16 protein-coding genes are annotated in these 18141 nt (G+C 61.9%); 11 read left to right on the top strand and 5 right to left on the bottom strand.

Annotated elements, in window-relative coordinates; all coding sequences use genetic code 11:
- Positions 1-52 precede the first annotated feature (52 nt).
- The 7 genes from murG (at position 53) to lpxC (ending at position 8434) form a co-directional block, all read left to right on the top strand.
- Positions 53-1129, top strand: coding sequence for an undecaprenyldiphospho-muramoylpentapeptide beta-N-acetylglucosaminyltransferase (murG, locus tag NH396_RS06350; protein ID WP_176678271.1), 1077 nt, complete (start codon positions 53-55; stop codon positions 1127-1129).
- Positions 1130-1151: 22 nt separating this feature from the next.
- On the top strand, positions 1152-2564 hold the full coding sequence (gene murC / locus NH396_RS06355) for a UDP-N-acetylmuramate--L-alanine ligase (protein ID WP_176678272.1): 1413 nt from the start codon (positions 1152-1154) through the stop codon (positions 2562-2564).
- Positions 2565-2596: 32 nt separating this feature from the next.
- The gene (locus NH396_RS06360; RefSeq protein WP_253062273.1) at positions 2597-3562 is read left to right on the top strand and encodes a D-alanine--D-alanine ligase; all 966 of its coding nucleotides are present in this window, start codon (positions 2597-2599) and stop codon (positions 3560-3562) included.
- 3 nt (positions 3563-3565) lie between these two features.
- Entirely contained in the window at positions 3566-4294 is a 729-nt protein-coding gene (locus NH396_RS06365) for a cell division protein FtsQ/DivIB (protein WP_176676309.1), read from the top strand.
- Between the two features lie 289 nt (positions 4295-4583).
- A complete protein-coding gene (gene ftsA / locus NH396_RS06370) occupies positions 4584-5864 on the top strand; it encodes a cell division protein FtsA (RefSeq protein WP_077371694.1) in 1281 nt (426 codons plus the stop codon).
- A 40-nt stretch (positions 5865-5904) separates the two neighbouring features.
- Entirely contained in the window at positions 5905-7071 is a 1167-nt protein-coding gene (gene ftsZ / locus NH396_RS06375; RefSeq protein WP_043332494.1) for a cell division protein FtsZ, read from the top strand.
- A gap of 451 nt (positions 7072-7522) precedes the next feature.
- Positions 7523-8434, top strand: coding sequence for a UDP-3-O-acyl-N-acetylglucosamine deacetylase (gene lpxC, locus NH396_RS06380; RefSeq protein ID WP_253062275.1), 912 nt, complete (start codon positions 7523-7525; stop codon positions 8432-8434).
- Positions 8435-8650: 216 nt separating this feature from the next.
- Here the strand turns inward: lpxC and NH396_RS06385 are convergent, their stop codons facing one another.
- Positions 8651-9130: a DciA family protein gene (locus NH396_RS06385; protein ID WP_253062277.1), complete on the bottom strand. Its 480-nt coding sequence runs from the start codon at positions 9128-9130 to the stop codon at positions 8651-8653.
- A 62-nt stretch (positions 9131-9192) separates the two neighbouring features.
- On the opposite strand from NH396_RS06385, the gene NH396_RS06390 reads away from it, so the two are divergent.
- The 4 genes from NH396_RS06390 (at position 9193) to NH396_RS06405 (ending at position 14884) form a co-directional block, all read left to right on the top strand.
- The gene (locus tag NH396_RS06390; protein WP_253062279.1) at positions 9193-9573 is read left to right on the top strand and encodes a hypothetical protein; all 381 of its coding nucleotides are present in this window, start codon (positions 9193-9195) and stop codon (positions 9571-9573) included.
- Between the two features lie 174 nt (positions 9574-9747).
- A complete protein-coding gene (gene secA, locus NH396_RS06395) occupies positions 9748-12510 on the top strand; it encodes a preprotein translocase subunit SecA (protein WP_253062281.1) in 2763 nt (920 codons plus the stop codon).
- 89 nt (positions 12511-12599) lie between these two features.
- Positions 12600-13823 (top strand): bifunctional glutamate N-acetyltransferase/amino-acid acetyltransferase ArgJ, encoded by a 1224-nt coding sequence (gene argJ, locus NH396_RS06400; protein ID WP_253062283.1) that lies wholly within the window; start codon positions 12600-12602, stop codon positions 13821-13823.
- 107 nt (positions 13824-13930) lie between these two features.
- On the top strand, positions 13931-14884 hold the full coding sequence (locus tag NH396_RS06405; protein WP_175088312.1) for a Nudix family hydrolase: 954 nt from the start codon (positions 13931-13933) through the stop codon (positions 14882-14884).
- Positions 14885-15000: 116 nt separating this feature from the next.
- Here NH396_RS06405 and yacG read toward each other — a convergent pair whose 3' ends face one another.
- The 4 genes from yacG to NH396_RS06425 form a co-directional block, all read right to left on the bottom strand.
- Complete coding sequence (gene yacG, locus NH396_RS06410; RefSeq protein WP_253062285.1) at positions 15001-15246, bottom strand: DNA gyrase inhibitor YacG; 246 nt, start codon at positions 15244-15246, stop codon at positions 15001-15003.
- The gene (gene coaE, locus NH396_RS06415; protein WP_253062287.1) at positions 15239-15889 is read right to left on the bottom strand and encodes a dephospho-CoA kinase; all 651 of its coding nucleotides are present in this window, start codon (positions 15887-15889) and stop codon (positions 15239-15241) included. The genes yacG and coaE overlap by 8 nt, the downstream gene beginning before the upstream one ends.
- The gene (locus NH396_RS06420; RefSeq protein ID WP_253062289.1) at positions 15886-16746 is read right to left on the bottom strand and encodes an A24 family peptidase; all 861 of its coding nucleotides are present in this window, start codon (positions 16744-16746) and stop codon (positions 15886-15888) included. Before NH396_RS06420 ends, coaE begins: the two co-directional genes overlap by 4 nt.
- A 91-nt stretch (positions 16747-16837) precedes the next feature.
- Positions 16838-18076: a type II secretion system F family protein gene (locus NH396_RS06425; RefSeq protein ID WP_253062742.1), complete on the bottom strand. Its 1239-nt coding sequence runs from the start codon at positions 18074-18076 to the stop codon at positions 16838-16840.
- Positions 18077-18141: the final 65 nt, after the last annotated feature.

An 18141-nucleotide genomic window follows, 5' to 3' on the forward strand; every position in this document is an offset into this window, starting at 1 on the left:
CCAGGGGGCGGTTGACTCGGTAGACGCTGCCTCCAGGGGCGTCGTGCTGATGATGGCCGGCGGGACGGGAGGACATGTGATTCCAGCGCTGTCGCTGGCGCGTGCCCTTGCGGCGGCCGGTCACGAGATTCATTGGCTGGGCAGCCCGCGTGGTATCGAGAACCGTCTGGTGCCCGACGCCGGCTACCCGCTGCATCGGGTCGAGGTCGCAGGCTTGCGCGGCAAGGGGCTGGCGGGCTATGCGGCGATCCCGTTTCGTCTCGCGCGCGCCGTCCTGCAGGCAAGGCGCGTGATTCGTGAGCTCAAGCCGGTGCTGGTGGTGGGCCTCGGTGGCTTCGCCAGTGGTCCGGGCGGGCTCGCGGCGCGCCTTGAAGGCATTCCGCTGATCATTCATGAGCAGAACGCCATCGCGGGGCTGACCAACAAGGTGCTGGCGCGGATGGCGACGCGTGTCTACGCCGCCTTCCCGGGCGCCTTCCCGCCGGCCCTCGGGGCTCAGGTGGTGGGCAATCCGGTACGTGATGAGATCGCCGACGTCGGCGCCGCCGGGCATATGTCCGAGTCTGCTGCCGAGGCGGCAGGCGAGTCGCGTGCCTTGCATCTGCTGGTGATGGGCGGCTCGCTGGGGGCTCAGGCGCTCAACGAGACGCTCGCGCCGGCGCTGGCCCTGCTGCCGGAAGCCTCGCGCCCCGTGGTGCGCCATCAGGCCGGACGTGACAAGCAGGAGGCGACCCTCGCCGCCTATCAGGCAGTCGGTGTCACGGCTGAGGTCAGCGAGTTCATCGGTGACATGGCCGAGGCCTATGCCTGGGCAGACCTCGTGGTCTGTCGCGCCGGCGCCCTGACCGTGGCCGAGCTGGCCGCGGCAGGTCGCCCTGCGGTGCTGGTGCCGTTCCCCCACGCCGTGGATGACCACCAGACCGTCAATGCCGCGGTATTGGTCAAGGCGGATGCCGCACGCCTGATTCCCCAGAATACGTTGACTGCCGAGCGTCTCGCCGAGACGCTGGCAGAATTGCTCGACCCCAAGATACTCACTGGCATGGCCGCTCGCGCCCGCAATAGTGCGGAACTCGATGCGGTAGCGACCATGCTGGCAGGCTGCATGGAGACTCGCCTTGAACGCTAGCAATTCTGATCGCGGTGCAGGTATGCGCCGCATCCGTCGTATCCATTTCGTCGGCATCGGCGGTGTGGGCATGTGTGGTATCGCCGAAGTACTGGGCAACATGGGCTATGAGGTCAGCGGTAGCGATCTCAAGGAATCCGCCGTCACGGCTCACCTGCGTGAGTGCGGCGTGCGTGTCGCCATCGGTCATGCGGCCATCAATGCTGAAGGCTCGGATGTGGTCGTGGTCTCGACCGCGGTGGACATCACCAACCCGGAAGTGGCTTGGGCGCGGGAGCATCGCATTCCCGTCGTGCGTCGCGCCGAGATGCTCGCCGAGCTGATGCGTTTCCGCCAGGGCATCGCGATTGCCGGTACCCACGGCAAGACCACCACCACCAGCCTGACCGCGACTCTGCTCGCGGAAGGCGGCATGGACCCGACCTTCGTCATCGGTGGCAAGCTGACCAGCGCAGGCACCAATGCCCGTCTGGGCGAGGGGGAGTATCTGGTCGCCGAGGCGGATGAGTCCGATGCCTCCTTCCTGCATCTTCAGCCGTTGATCTCGGTAGTGACCAATGTCGATGCCGATCACATGGCCACCTACGAGGGCGACTTCAATCGCCTCAAGGACACCTTCATCGAATTCCTGCACAACCTGCCGTTCTACGGTCTGGCGGTGCTGTGTATCGATGATGCCAACGTGCGTGAGCTGCTGCCGCGTGTTCAGCGTCAGTTCGTGACCTACGGCTTCAGTGACGATGCCGATTACCGCATCAGCGATTTCCGCCAGGGTGGCGGTCAGCTCAGTTTCACGGCGCTGCGTCCGGAAGGCCATGCACCGCTCGAGATCACCCTGGCGATGCCGGGTGAGCACAATGCGCTCAACGCCCTGGCGGCGATCGCCATCGCCACCGATGTCGGTGTCAGCGATGAAGCCATCGCTCGCGCGCTGGCAAGCTTTGCCGGTGTCGGTCGTCGCTTCCAGGTGCACGGAGAATTCGCGGCACCCAATGGCGAGCAGAGCGTGATGCTGGTGGACGATTATGGCCACCACCCGCGCGAAGTGGAGATGGTGATTCGCGCCGTGCGCGCCGGCTGGCCGCAGCGCCGTCTGGTGATGGCCTACCAGCCGCACCGTTATTCGCGCACCCATGATCTCTATGAAGATTTCGTGCGTGTGCTGTCCGAAGTCGACACCCTGTTGCTGCTGGATGTCTACAGTGCCGGGGAAGCGATGATTCCAGGCGCCGATGGCCGCTCGCTGGCGGGCTCGATCCGTCAGCGCGGCCAGGTGGACCCGCTGTTCGTCGAACACAAGCGTGCCTTGCCGGACCTGCTCAAGAACGTGCTGCGTCCGGACGATATCCTGATTACCCAGGGGGCGGGCGATGTCGGTGGCATTGCGCTGGCACTGGCGGGGGCCGACCTCAAGCTTGACGAGGTGACGCTATGACCGTCTCTTCTTCCTCGTCTGGAGTGACAGGCGTGAATCCTGAGCTGGCCACGCGCTATGGACGTGTCGTGGTGCTGTTCGGTGGCCTGAGCGCCGAGCGCGAGGTGTCGCTCAAGAGCGGTGCGGCGGTGCTGGCGGCCCTGCAGGGCGCAGGTGTCGATGTGCAGGGCTATGACATGGCGCATGGGCTGGCCGGTCTCGAGACATTGCGCCCCGACCGTGTCTTCATCGCCATGCACGGTCGGGGCGGCGAAGATGGCACCTTGCAGGGGGCGCTGGAATTGCTGGGCATTCCCTACACCGGCAGCGGAGTACTGGCCTCTGCACTGGGCATGGACAAGCTGCGCACCAAGAAGCTCTGGGATATCGAGGGCTTGCCGACGCCGCGTTCCTGTCGCCTGGCGGCGGATACGAACTGGCAGTCGGTGCTAGAGACGCTCGGTACCCCGGTAGTGGTCAAGCCGGTGCATGAGGGGTCGACTCTCGGCATTCATATCGTCGAGGACGCCCAGGCGCTCCATGATGCCTGGACGGATGCCAGCCGCTTCGATGCGGTAGTGATGGCCGAGCGTTTCATCAAGGGGCCGGAATATACGGTCTCGGTGCTGGACGGCGAGGTATTGCCAGCCATTCGCATCGAAGCCGATAGTGGCTTCTATGATTACGATGCCAAATACATCGCCAATACCACGCGCTATCTGCTGCCTTGTGGTCTGAGCGCTGCGCGTGAGGCGGAATTGGCCGAGATCTCACTCAAGGCATTCAACGTGCTGGGCTGCGAGGGTTGGGGCCGTGTCGATGTGATGGAAGATGCGGACGGCGCCTTCTGGCTGCTGGAAGTCAACACCTCGCCGGGCATGACTGATCACAGCCTGGTGCCGCAGTCCGCGGCGCATATCGGGCTCGATTTCGCCACCCTGGTGCTGCGTATTCTCGACACGACTCTCGCCGAGCGGGGCGCAAACGATGCGTCAGTCGCTCAGCAGAGTGGTCATTGATCGATGGCGGCGCGTAGCACAACCGGTGCAATCTTCGGCTTCGTTCTCGGCCTTGCGCTGCTGGTTGCGGGCGGACAGGCATTGTGGACCTGGCTTGACCGCCCCATTGAGCGAGTCACCATCAAGGGTGACTTCGATCATGTCAGTGCTGCCTACCTTCAGCGTCATATCGCGCCGTTGATTCGCGGCCAGAGCTGGCTCTCCGTCCCCTTGGGCGAGGTTCGGCGTCGCGCGTTGGCGATCGATTGGCTGAGTGAAGTCAGCATATCGCGTCGCTGGCCGGATACACTCGAATTCGAGCTGTTTGAACAGCAGCCGGTGGCCTACTGGAATGATGGCGAATTGCTCAATGTGCGCGGTGATGCCTTCCAGGCGGGCCCGGTCACGCAGCTGGGCAACCTGCCCAATCTGGCGGGGCCAAAGGGCAGTGGATCCGAAGTGCTGGCCGAGCTTGACGCGCTGCAGAGCCAGTTGGGCGGGCTGGGACTCAATGTCTCCCAGTTGCGATTGGAGCCACGTGGCGCCTGGCGCTTCCAGGTCAATGATTCAGTGTGGGTGATGCTGGGTCGCAACGATCGAGAGGCACGTCTGGCGCGTTTCATGGCAGCCTGGCAGCGGCGTCTGGGTGATGAGGCGTCGCAGATCCGCTACATTGATCTGCGTTACCCCAACGGAGTGGCAGTGGCGTGGCATGGGGAGACGATGGCACTCGAAGAAGGCAAGGATAGTTGAGGCAAATGGCGACACTCACTACATGCTTCATTTGCGTGTGAGCATTAGCAAAATGGCGATATCGCCAGTTTCATTTGTCGTCAATCCCGCCTATTCTAGCGGGGATTTGCGCCCCTCGGTATTTTAGGCTGGTATGCCCCAAGTGGCTGCTCCTATACTGGGAAGTCAAATCCCTCTGTACGGGTTAAACGGAACGTAAACCCGTTCTGGGTGGTGCGGCAGACATGGTGTCTGTCAAAGCGCGCAATTATTTTCATGATGAACCAGAATCAAGGAGCTGGCCCGACCTATGGCAGGACATTCCAAATCACAGGATATGGTGGTCGGGCTGGACATCGGAACCTCCAAGGTAGTCGCGATCGTGGGTCAGCCGACCGATGATGGCGGTATCGAAATCGCGGGAATTGGTTCCCACCCTTCACGTGGCATGAAGAAGGGCGTGGTGATCAACATCGAATCGACCGTACAGTCGATTCAGCGCGCAGTGGAGGAGGCTGAGTTGATGGCCGGCTGCGATATTCACTCGGTATATGTGGGCATCGCCGGCAGTCACATCAGTTCGATGAATTCCGATGGTGTCGTGGCAATCAAGGATCGCGAAGTGACGCCGTCTGATATCGAACGCGTGATCGACTCGGCGCGCGCTCGAGCGATTTCTGAAGGTCAGCGCATTCTTCACGTGCTGCCGCAGGAATATGCCATTGACCGTCAGGAAGGTATTCGCGAGCCGTTGGGCATGTCCGGGGTGCGTCTTGAGGCGCGCGTTCACCTGGTCACTGCCGCACTGAATGCCGTGCAGAATATCGAGAAGTGCGTGCGTCGCTGCGGGCTCGAAGTCGACGACATCATTCTCGAGCAGCTCGCCTCGAGTCATGCGGTTCTGACCGAGGATGAGCGTGAATTGGGTGTGTGCATGGTGGATATCGGCGGTGGTACCACGGATATCGCCGTCTTCACCGAAGGTGCCATTCGTCATACGGCTGTGATCCCCATCGCGGGTGATCAGGTCACGAATGACATCGCCATGGCGCTGCGCACACCGACGCAATATGCAGAGGAAATCAAGGTCAAGTACGCCTGTGCTCTGACCCAGCTGGCCTCCAGCGACGAGACGATCAAGGTGCCGAGTGTCGGTGACCGACCGGCACGTGACCTGTCCCGTCAAGCGTTGGCAGAAGTGGTCGAGCCCAGGTATGAGGAACTGTTCACCCTGGTCCGCGATGAATTGCGTCGCAGTGGCTATGAAGATCTCGTGGCTGCGGGCGTGGTCCTGACGGGTGGAACTTCACGCATGGAAGGTGTCGTTGAGCTGGCGGAGGAGATCTTCCATATGCCGGTTCGCATCGCTTGCCCGCAAAATGTGCGTGGACTGGCGGATGTGGTCCGCAATCCGATTTATTCCACGGGTGTGGGTTTGCTACATTATGGGATGAAACAGGAGCGGCATACGCCATCCTCGACTGCGGTCGCGGTGCGCAGGGAGGAATCTGCCGCACGACGCGTTCACGGCCATGAGCACGACACCTCCACGCTGGAGCGGATCAAGGGCTGGTTCAAGGGAAATTTCTGACAGGGATTACAGAAAGACTGTGATCCAGGAGACAGGGCATATGTTCGAACTGGTAGATAACGCACCCTCCAGCAGCGCGGTCATCAAGGTGATCGGTGTTGGCGGCGGCGGTGGTAACGCCGTCAATCACATGGTCGAGAGCAACATTGAAGGCGTCGAGTTCATCTGCGCCAACACCGATGCTCAGGCGCTCAAGCGCGTGGCCGCCAAGACTGTCCTTCAGCTGGGCAGTGAAATCACCAAGGGGCTTGGCGCTGGCGCCAACCCGGAAGTGGGCCGCCAGGCGGCGATGGAAGATCGTGAGCGTATCGTCGAGCTGCTGCAAGGCGCCGACATGGTCTTCATCACCGCTGGTATGGGGGGAGGTACCGGTACCGGCGGTGCTCCTGTCGTGGCACAGGTCGCCAAGGAATTGGGTATCCTGACCGTGGCCGTCGTCACGCGTCCGTTCCCGTTCGAAGGGCCGCGTCGTCAGAAGGCGGCAGAGCAGGGCATGAAGGAGCTCTCCGAGCACGTCGACTCCCTGATCACCATCCCCAACGAGAAGCTGCTGTCAGTGCTGGGCAAGAGCGCCAGCCTGCTGAGCGCCTTCAGCGCCGCCAACGATGTGTTGCTGGGTGCCGTACAGGGGATCGCGGAACTGATCACCAGCCCGGGTATCATCAACGTCGATTTCGCCGACGTGCGCACTGTCATGTCCGAGATGGGCATGGCGATGATGGGGACCGGTGACGCCATCGGCGAGAACCGTGCTCGTGAAGCCGCCGAGAAGGCCATTCGCAGCCCGCTGCTCGAAGACATCGATCTGCACGGCGCGCGCGGTATCCTGGTCAACATCACGGCAGGCCCGGACCTCTCCATCGGTGAATTCAACGATGTGGGTGCCACCGTGCAGGAGTTCGCTTCTCCGGACGCCACCATCGTGGTCGGGACGTCCATCGACATGGACATGACCGACGAGCTGCGTGTTACTGTCGTGGCTGCGGGTCTCGACGGCCGCGTCGAGAAGCCGGCGGCGCGTGAAACGGCACCGGCCAAGCGTACCGTCGAGAAGCCGGCAGACTACCGCAGCCTGCAGACGCCGACGGTCACCCGTCAGGCCAAGGAAGAGCAGGAAGCGGCAGCCAAGAAGTCGGAGCCGCGCAAGTCGCGTGATATGGATGATTATCTCGATATCCCGGCCTTCCTGCGTCGCCAGGCTGACTGATGCGCACTGACTGACACGTCATTGACGCTCATGCGCCAGTCGGCACGAGGTCGAGATGACACGGCTCATCGTGAGTCTGACTTCACCCATCCGGGGCTTCCCGGGTGGGTGAAGTCGTTTCCGGGGCAGACAAAAGGGGCTTTCGCCATCGGCGCGGGGCGCTGCCTATGCGTCGCGGGAGCATCCGCCAGTGCCGTGGGCGCGTAAGGAAGGGGGGGCTTCAAGCTGCCTTGCACATTGATTATCGTTTTACGGCAGTACGAGTGAGAACTGTTTGGTGATTGCGTGTTCATACTCAGCACGAGGCCAGCAGGCGCGTGGGAAAGCCTCAATGGTGCTCGAAAGGCAATGTTGAATTTCCCTAGCAGCGGCAGGTGACAATTTGTTGAATTCCTGCATTGCTGTTATCATGAACACTGTTTCCAAATTCAGGCTGACTGGCTATCTCCCTATGATTCGACAAAAAACACTCCAGAATACGATCCGCGCCACAGGCGTTGGTCTGCACTCAGGTGACAAGGTTTACCTGACGCTGCGTCCCGCTCCGGTCAACACCGGCATCGTCTTCATCCGTACCGATCTCGAGCCGCAGGCTCATATCCGTGCCGATGCGATGAGCGTCCGTGACACCACCATGTGCACCGCCGTCTCCAACGGTGAAGCCAAGGTGACGACCGTCGAGCACCTGATGTCCGCCTTCGCAGGCCTGGGCATCGACAACTGCTTCGTCGAGCTGTCTGCGCCGGAAGTGCCGATCATGGACGGCAGCGCCGGCCCGTTCGTCTTCCTGATCCAGTCCGCTGGTATCCAGGAGCAGTCGTCGCTCAAGAAGTTCATCCGCATCAAGCGCGAGATCGAAGTGCGTGATGGTGACAAGGTCGCGACCTTCCTGCCGCACAACGGCTTCAAGGTGTCTTTCGCCATCGACTTCGATCACCCGGTGTTCGAACAGCAGAAGCAGACCACCACGGTCGACTTCTCCACCACCTCCTTCGTCAAGGAAGTGTCTCGCGCGCGTACCTTCGGCTTCATGCGTGACCTCGAGTTCCTGCGCTCCCAGAACCTCGCGCTGGGCGGAAGCCTCGACAACGCCATCGTCGTCGATGACTATCGCATCCTCAACGATGAAGGCCTGCGTTACGACGATGAGTTCGTCAAGCACAAGGTGCTGGACGCCATCGGTGACCTCTATCAGCTGGGCCACAGCATCATCGGTGAATTCCGTGGCTACAAGTCCGGCCATGGCCTCAACAACCTGCTGTGCCGCGCGCTGCTGGAAAATGCCGACAGCTACGAGATCGTCACCTTCGAGAACTCCGATGCGATGCCGATTTCCTATGCCTCTCCGGCGCTTGCCGTCTGAGTCGAGGCCAATGACATCTGCGAAAGCTGCAAGACGAGGTACTTCAGAAGAAAAGCACTCAGAGAGACAGTACCAGCAGAACACTGTGACCTAGCCCGTCCAGCCTGACAGCACTGCTCCGGCTTTAGCCAGCCGGAGATGGAAACGACAACAGCCGCGCCGCCCAGAAGGGCGGCGCGGCTGTTTGCATGCAGGACAAGAAATGCTTGAGTTGGCTCAGGGCGTCTCGGCGTCGTCGCTCGAATCCGTTGCGTGGGCCGCCAGTCGCTCCAGGGCGAGACGCAGGCGCTCGTCCCGGGTATGGGAGGCGCAATCCATCAGGTGTTCCGCGGCAGCCTCTGGCAGGTGGCGCGGTTGGCGTGCGGGCACGAAGGCCGGGCGGATCGGGCGGACCTTGAAGGCCAGGCGGGCGAGGGTGGCGAGTTCTGGCAGCTCGCGCAGCACACTGATCAGGCGACGCTGCTCATAGCGCAGCCAGGTCAGCCAGGAAGCGCGGCTGGTGATCAACGTCAAGGTGTCATCGTGATAGCCGCCGACGAAGACCTGTTCCTGCATGTCCCTGGGCAGTGCAGCACGCAGGTGCAGTTGGGCCTGCTCGAGCATGCGCGCCTGGCGCATGACGCCGCCAAGTTGCCCCTTGCCGTTCAACAGGCGCGCCGCGGGCTGGGCGCGGAAACGCTTAGCCTTTATACTCATGGGCTTGCATGCCGGTTCAGTGATTTCCGGCAATCTATCATGAGCGGGAGTCCGGCAACAGCATGAGCCCTGTCGATGCCACAGCACGCCCTCGCGCGTTACCGGATTCCGGTAGCGGCGCTTCGCGTCGCTGGTCGGTACGCACGGCGCCGCGCTGGCTGCTGGCAGGCCTGCTGCTCAGCTGTCTGTTCCCCGCTGGACTGAGCGCGGCGCAGGTCGAGCGCGTCAATCTGACACTGGCCAGCATCCAGTTGCTGGCACCCGCGGTGATTCGTGCCGAGAGTCGCCGCCAGGGACTGCGCTGCCTGCGCAAGCGGGTGCGTCGTGCACCCCAGGCCAGTCCCAACCTCCCGCGCCAGCGCTCCTTCGTTTCCTGCACCCGCGTCCTGCTGCGTGGTCTCGTCAATACCATCGCGCCGCGTGCGCCGCCCATTCTGTCCTGACACCCCGTTCATCGTTCGCGCTGAGAATGATGAGGTTCGTTTTTTCTTTCGAGCGTAATGCCTGATGGGCCCCGGGCCACATCGAGCTGCTTGTCATCGCGTTTGGCGGCAGCGCTTGAGTGTCATGATATGTGAAGGCGTGCCCCGACCCCGGGTGACGTACAAGGACAGAATATGCTGGGTAAATTCCTGACCAAGGTAGTAGGTTCCAAGAATGATCGCGAAGTGAAGCGCCTGCGCAAGCGGGTCAACGCGATCAATGCGCTCGAGAGCGAGTTTGAGCCGCTCTCCGATGAGGCGCTGACAGCCAAGACCGCGGAATTCCGCGAGCGTCTCGCGCAAGGGGAAAAACTCGACAAGCTGCTCCCGGAAGCCTTCGCGACAGTGCGTGAGGCCAGCAAGCGCATCATGGGCATGCGTCACTTCGATACCCAGATGGTCGGTGGCATGGCGCTGCACGAAGGTCGCATCGCCGAGATGAAAACCGGTGAGGGCAAGACGCTGGTGGGAACGCTCGCGGTCTATCTGAATGCACTGACCGGCGAAGGTGTCCACGTGGTGACGGTCAACGATTATCTGGCCACCCGTGATGCCAACTGGATGCGTCCGTTGTATGAATTCCTCGGTCTGAGTGTCGGTGTCATCTACTCAGGCCAGCCCAATGAAGACAAGCGCGCCGCCTATCAGGCCGATATCACCTACGGTACCAATAACGAATACGGATTCGATTACCTGCGCGACAACATGGCCTTCTCGCTGGAAGACAAGGTCCAGCGCAAGCTGCACTTCGCCATCATCGATGAGGTCGACTCCATCCTGATCGATGAGGCGCGCACGCCGCTGATCATCTCCGGTCCGGTGGAAGAGAATACCGACCTCTACAAGATCATCGATCGCATGGCGCGCGAGCTCGAGCAGTGCAGCGATGAGGAAGACCCGGAAAGCGGCGACTTCACCCTCGATGAGAAGCAGAAGCAGGTCGAGCTGACCGAGTTCGGCCACCAGAAGGTCGAGGCGCTGTTGCGTGCCCAGGAGCTGCTCGGGGAAGAGGATTCCTTGTATGCGGCCCAGAACCTGAGCCTGCTGCACCACGTGCACTCTGCGCTGCGTGCCCAGAACCTGTTCGTGCGTGACGTGGATTACATCGTCAACAACGGCGAAGTGGTCATCGTCGATGAGCACACCGGGCGTACCATGGTCGGTCGTCGCTGGTCTGAAGGTCTGCACCAGGCGGTCGAGGCCAAGGAAGGCGTTGCCATCCAGAAGGAAAGCCAGACGCTGGCATCCACGACCTTCCAGAATTACTTCCGTCTCTACGACAAGCTGTCCGGCATGACCGGTACGGCCGATACCGAAGCCTTCGAATTCCGTCAGATCTACAACCTCGACGTGATGGTCATCCCGACCAACAAGCCCATTGCGCGCAAGGACATGAATGATCTGGTCTATCTGACCGCGGAAGAGAAGTTCAACGCCATCATCGAGGATGCCCGCGAGAAGGTCGCGGAAGGTCGTCCGGTGCTGGTGGGTACCGCCTCGGTCGAGACCTCCGAGCTGCTGTCGCAGATGATGCACAAGGCGGGCGTCAAGCATCACGTCCTCAATGCCAAGCAGCACGTCAGCGAGGCCGCCATCATCGCCCAGGCGGGTCGTCCGGGCGCCGTGACCATCGCGACCAACATGGCCGGTCGTGGTACCGACATCATGCTGGGCGGCAACTGGGAAGCCGAGCTTGCCGAGCTGGAAGCGCCGACCGAAGAGCAGATCAACGAGATCAAGCATGGCTGGCAGGAGCGTCACGAAGCCGTGCTGGCGGCAGGCGGTCTGCACGTGATCGGCTCCGAGCGTCACGAATCACGCCGTATCGACAACCAGCTGCGCGGTCGTGCCGGTCGCCAGGGTGACCCGGGTTCCACGCGCTTCTTCCTGTCGCTGGAAGACAGCCTGATGCGCCTGTTCGGCTCTGACCGCGTGCAGCGTCTGATGGGCGCGCTGGGGCTCGAGAAGGGCGAAGCCATCGAGCACAAGATGGTCTCCAATGCCGTCGAGCGCGCGCAGAAGAAGGTCGAGGGTCGCAACTTCGACGTGCGCAAGCAGCTGCTTGAGTACGATGATGTCGCCAACGACCAGCGCAGCGTGATCTACGAGCAGCGCAACGACATCCTCGAAGCCGACGAGATCGCCGAGAACATCGCCGGCATCCGTCGCGAGGTGTTGGATGACGCCATCTCCCTGCGTGTGCCGCCGCAGAGCCTGCCGGAACAGTGGGACCTGCCGAGCCTCGAGAACGACCTCAAGACCGACTTCAACCTCGACCTGCCGCTGGTGCAGTGGGCGGAAGAGGACGAGCACTTCCATGAGGAAACGCTGCGCGAACGTCTGCAGGCCGCCCATGAAGCGCTTTATGCCGACAAGGTCGAGGCCGTCGGCCCCGAGCTGATGCGCCGCTTCGAGAAGCAGGTCATGCTTCAGGTGCTGGACACGCGCTGGAAGGAGCACCTGCAGGCGATGGACAACCTGCGTCGCGGTATCCACCTGCGCGGCTATGCCCAGAAGAACCCGAAGCAGGAATACAAGCGCGAAGCGTTCGAGCAGTTCCAGGCGCTGCTGGTCAACATCAAGTCCGACGTGGTGCGCATTCTCAGCCACGTGCAGGTGCGTCGTCAGGAAGAGGTCGACACGCTGGAAGAAGAGCGTCGTGCCAATCTCGAGCGCGAGCAGGCCGGTGCCGAGACGCGCCGTGTCGATGAAGACGCGGTCAGTGAAGACGGTGTCCAGGCGGCCGAAGAGGTCGTCGAGGCACAGTACGGTGCGCAGCCTCAGGCCCAGGGCGATGGCGAGCCGATGCGCCGCGATGTGCCCAAGGTCGGTCGCAACGACCCGTGCCCGTGCGGTTCCGGCAAGAAATACAAGCAGTGCCACGGCAAGCTGAGCTGACACTGCGCCAAGCAGCCTCCCTGCGCGTCACGTCGATTCGGCTCGCAGGGGGCAGTTGTCACAGAACACCATGATTGGAGACGTGAACGATGGCGGTAGGGCCTTCCACTTTTCCCGCTGACATGCCGGCGATTGCCGGCTTTCAGATCGGGGTTGCTGAAGCCGGTATCAAGAAGCCGGGTCGTCGTGATCTGGTGATCATGGCCCTCGAGGCAGGGTCGCGTCTTGCAGGCACTTTCACCCGCAACGCCTTCTGCGCGGCGCCGGTTCATGTCGCACGTGAGCACCTCACGGCAGGCGTCGAAGGGCCGCGTTATCTGGTGATCAACACCGGCAATGCCAATGCGGGGACTGGCGAGCAGGGCATGACCGATGCTCGCGCGACCTGCCAGGCCCTGGCGGAGATCGCCGGCTGTGATGCTCGGGCAGTGCTGCCGTTCTCGACAGGCGTGATCGGTGAACCCTTGCCGATGGACCGCCTGACGGCGGCGTTGCCGACAGCCTTTGCCAACCTGGGCGAGGGCGACTGGTCTGCCGCGGCGCATGGCATCATGACCACCGATACGCGGCCCAAGGGCAGCTGGCGGACACTGACGCTGAGCAATGGCGAGAGCGTGACGCTGGCAGGTGTCTCCAAGGGTTCCGGCATGATCTGCCCGAACATGGCGACCATGCTGGGCTTCGTGGCCACCGATGCTGATCTCGCCATCGATCAGGTGGCGCTCGACGCCATGCTGCGCCGGGTGGTGGTCAAGAGCTTCAACAGCATCACCGTCGATTCCGATACCTCCACCAATGACGCCTGCATGCTGGCTGTCACGGGGCAGGCCGGGCGTGTCGAGGGTGAAGACCTGATCGCGTTCGAGGCCGCTCTGGCGGAAGTCATGCTCGAGCTGGCTCAGGCCATCATTCGTGATGGCGAGGGGGCGACCAAGTTCGTCACCATCGAGGTCAGCGAGGCACGTTCACAGGAAGAGGCACGTGCCGTCGGCTTTACCGTCGCGCACTCGCCGCTGGTCAAGACAGCCCTCTATGCCAGCGACGCCAACTGGGGGCGCATTCTGGCGGCCGTCGGACGTGCGCCGCTGGAAGCGCTGGATGTCACGGGTGTTACGATCACGCTCAATGGCGTCACCATCGTCGAACAGGGCGGCCGTGCCGACAGCTACACCGAAGCCGCCGGCAGTGCCGCCATGGCCGAGGAAGAGCTGGTGATCGGCATCCGCCTGGGGCGTGGACAGCAGGAAGCGCGCATCTGGACATCGGATCTGTCCCACGATTACGTCTCGATCAACGCTGATTATCGTAGCTGACGCCCGAGGGCGAAGGCCTACGCTGAAGCGGTAATGCAATATCTCCCGCAGGCTTCGCCTCTCGAGGCGGAGTCGGATGTACAACGCGAGTCAAAGGTACAGGCATCATGCCCAAGCGAAGGGTTCACGTGGCGGCTGCCGCCATCTTAAACGAACAGGGCCAGGTCCTGATTGCACGTCGTCCCTCGACGGTGGATCAGGGCGGCTTGTGGGAGTTTCCGGGTGGCAAGCTGGCGCCTTACGAAACCGGTCTGGAAGCGCTCAAGCGTGAGCTGTGCGAAGAGCTGGGCATCGAGATCATTCGTGCTCAGCCGCTGATCCGTATTCATCACGAATACCCGGACAAGCACATCCTGCTGGATGTGTGGGAAACGCGTCAGTTCACTGGCGAACCCTTTGGTCGTGAAGGGCAGGCAGTGCGCTGGGTCGAGATCGAGGATCTCTACAAGTACGCCTTCCCGGCGGCGAATCTGCCGATTCTGCGGGCGGTCTCGCTGCCGCGCGAGTACCTGATCACGCCTGAAGAGGCCGATGAGGACGTCTTCGAGACGCGTCTGACGCGTGCATTGGATGAGGATGGCGTGCGTCTGGTCCAGCTGCGCGCCAAGGAGCTGGATGAGGCGGCCTATATCGCGCGTGCCGAGAAGGCGCTGGCGATCTGTCATGCGCGTGGTGCCCGTCTGCTGCTCAATGCCGAACCCTCCATGCTCGACAAGGTCGATGCGGATGGTATTCACCTGACCAGCGTGCGTCTGGCGGAGCTGGCGGAAAAGGGCGAGCGTCCGATTGCCGCCAACAAGTGGCTGTCTGCCTCCACCCACGATCAGCAGCAGCTGGATCAGGCCGGTCGTGTGGCGTGCGACTTCGTGTCACTGTCACCGCTGCGTGTGACGCCATCGCACCCGGAACGTCCGCCGCTGGGCTGGCACGACTTCCAGGGACTGGTCGAGCAGGCGTGCATGCCGGTCTATGCGCTGGGCGGCATGTCCCGCCATGACAGCGACCACGCACGCGCCGTCGGTGCCCAGGGTATCGCCTCGATCCGTGATTTCTGGAAATGATGATCGCGCGCTGATGGCAGTTGCCTGAACAAAAAAGACCCTCGAGGCTAGCCTCGAGGGTCTTTTTTATGCCCAGCGTCTTGAGTGTCTAGCTCTGCACCAGTCTGAACCGAGCGCTACTGCTGATGCATGTCGCGCTCCATGCGCGCCACCATCTCGTCGATGCTGGTCTCATCCATGGCGGGCTCACCGGGGATGCTGTGGGATTCATCCGCCCAGGCGCCAAGATCCAGCAGTTGGCAGCGTTTGCTGCAGAAAGGGCGAAACTCGCTGGCGGCACTCCATACCACGTCGGTACGGCATTGCGGGCAAGCGACGGTCAAGGGTGTCTTGCCATTGGGGGCAGCGGTGGCATCAGACATGAGGGGTGTCCTGAAACGGTGTATGGGGGGCGCTCAGTGATCGATAGCAGGCATCCATGGCCCTTACCTGTTCACGAAGATGCGCCAAGCTTCCGTCATTGTCGATGACATCGTCGGCCTTGGCCAGTCGTGTCTCGCGTGGCAGCTGGGCCGCGAGGATGGCGCGTACCTGTGCTTCGCTGACACCATCGCGGCTCAGCGTGCGCTCAAGCTGCACATCCTGGCTGACATCCACCACCAGGGTACGTGAGACGAGGCTGTCCTGACCGGACTCGAACAACAGCGGAGAGACCAGCAGGCGATAGGGGCTGGTCATGGCCGCGAGATGCTCGACGATCCGCTCCCGGATACGCGGATGGGTGCAGCGCTCCAGCCATTGACGCTCCTCGGGGGCCGCGAAGATCCGCTCGCGCAGCGCGGCGCGGTCAAGCTCGCCCTGCGCCGTGACGATCGACTCGCCGAAGTGGGCGATGATCTCGGCCAGTGCGGTCTCGCCGGGGCGCACGATCTCGCGTGAGACATCGTCGGCATCCACCCACTGGATGCCCAGCTCGCCGAACAGTCGCGCGACGCTCGACTTGCCGCTGCCGATGCCGCCGGTAACACCGATGATGGGGCCTTGGGATACAGAAGTCGTCGTCATACGCCGATCACGCTCAGGTAGAGGCTCATCAAGGGCGTGCCGAACAGCAGAGCGATCCAGCCGGCAACCGCCAGGTAAGGGCCGAAGGGCATCGGCGCGCCGCGCAGACGCGGTACCAGCAGTTGCAGCAGGATGCCCAGCACGGCCCCAAGACCGGCGGACAGAATCAGCAGCAGCGGCAACCACTGCCAGCCGAGCCAGGCACCCAGCGCGGCGAGCAGCTTGAAATCACCGTAGCCCATGCCTTCCTTGCCGGTGATCAGCTTGAATAGCCAGTAGAAGCTCCACAGCACCAGATAGCCCGCCATCGCGCCGATGACGGCACTGGGCAGCATCAGAGGCTGGAACAGCAATTGATAGGCGAGGCCTGCCCACAGTAGCGGCAGAGTGATGGCATCTGGCAGCAGCTGGGTGCGGAAGTCGATGACTGACAGCACCAGCAGGGTCAGACAGGCACCGAAGATCCACAGGCTCTGTGCCTCCAGGCCGTAGATCAACGCGATGGACGCACCAAGTGCGCCACCGGCCAGCTCCACCAGCGGATACTGCGGACTGATGCGTGTCTGGCAGCTGGCACAGCGGCCACGGCGTTTCAGCCAGCCGAGGATGGGGAGGTTATCGTGCCACTTGATTGGCGTGTCACAGCCTGGGCAGCGTGAAGCTGGCACCAGCAGGTTGAAGCGCGGTGTGTCTTCGGCTTCCAGCTCCAATGCCTCGCGGGCCTCGGCGCGCCATTGGCGCATCATCATCACGGGCAGGCGAGTGATGACGACATTCAGAAAGCTGCCGATCAGCAAACCGAATATACCGGCCAGGCAGGCCTGCAGAGTGGGGGAGAGTTGGGCGAGTGATTCCACGAGTCATCCTTGTCAGTAAATGACACGGCCGCGTCCCTGAGGTGGCGCGGCCGCTTGGCATGAAAGCTTCTTTCGAGATACAGGCCGCGTGCTAGATCGCGTTGCCCAGCTCGAAGATGGGAAGATACATCGAGACCACAAGCCCGCCCACCAGGGTGCCTAGCACCACGATGATCAAGGGCTCCAGCAGTGAGGTCAGGGCATCTACCTTGTTGTCGACATCTTCTTCGTAGAAATCCGCCACCTTGTTGAGCATGGCATCCAGTGAGCCGGATTCCTCGCCAATCGCTACCATCTGTACTGCCAGTGTCGGAAACAACTGCGTATTGCGCATGGCGAAGTTCAGCTGCTGGCCGGTGGAGACATCTTCCTTGATCTGGGCAATGGCACGCTCGTAGACCTTGTTGCCTGAGGCGCCGGCGGCAGTATCTAGCGATTCCACCAACGGAACACCGGCCTGAAAGGTCGTGGCCAATGTGCGTGAATAACGAGCGACAGACGATTTATCCAGGATATCGCCGAGTACCGGTACCTTGAGCATGAAGCGGTGACTGGCGTAGGCAAACTTGTCAGAGCGCTTGATCGCTTGCGCAATAAGTACGACGGCCAGGATGATCGCGCCTAGCGCAATATACCAATAATTCTGCGCGTACTCCGACAAGCTGATCGTCAGCTGGGTAAAGGCTGGCAGCTCTGCGCCGAAGCCCTGGAAAAGACTCTCAAACTGTGGGACTACCTTGATCAAGAGGATGGCTGTTACCCCGATCCCGACGCCGATCACGGCGATAGGGTAATACAGAGCTTTCTTGACGCGCGCCTTGAGTGAATCAATCTTTTCTTTATAGGTCGCGACACGGTCGAGCATCTTGTCCAGGGCACCAGCTTGTTCGCCGGCTTCAACCAGATTGGCAAACAGCTTGTCAAAGTGCTGGGGATGTTTGCGCAAGGCTTCCGAGAAGCTGGCACCTGCTCCCACCTGATTCATCATGTCTTCGACCAGATGACGCATGCCCGGACTCTTCATGCTCTCAGCCACGATGCCAAATGCCTGAAGTACCGGTACGCCAGCGCGAATCATGGTCGCCATCTGACGGGCGAACATGGTGACATCCTTGCCACTGACCTTCTTGCTGCCGCCAAACAGGGAGGACTTCTTGCGCAGGCGCTTTACCACAATGCCCTGGCTGGTCAGCGTGTTCTTGACCTGGTCGACGCTGGCCGACATCAGCTCGCCCTTGACGTTTTCGCCGCGCGAATTCTTGCCCGACCATTGCCAGGTCTCGATGCCCGCTTTCTTCTTGTCTTGCTTGGCAGTTCTGGAGGTTGCCATGTCAGTTATCGTTCCCTGATAAATGGGATCAGGCATTGTGGGTGAGCCATGATCAATGCCTTGTC

Origin of the sequence: Cobetia sp. Dlab-2-AX, from assembly GCF_024124625.1 — a bacterium.
GTDB lineage: Bacteria > Pseudomonadota > Gammaproteobacteria > Pseudomonadales > Halomonadaceae > Cobetia.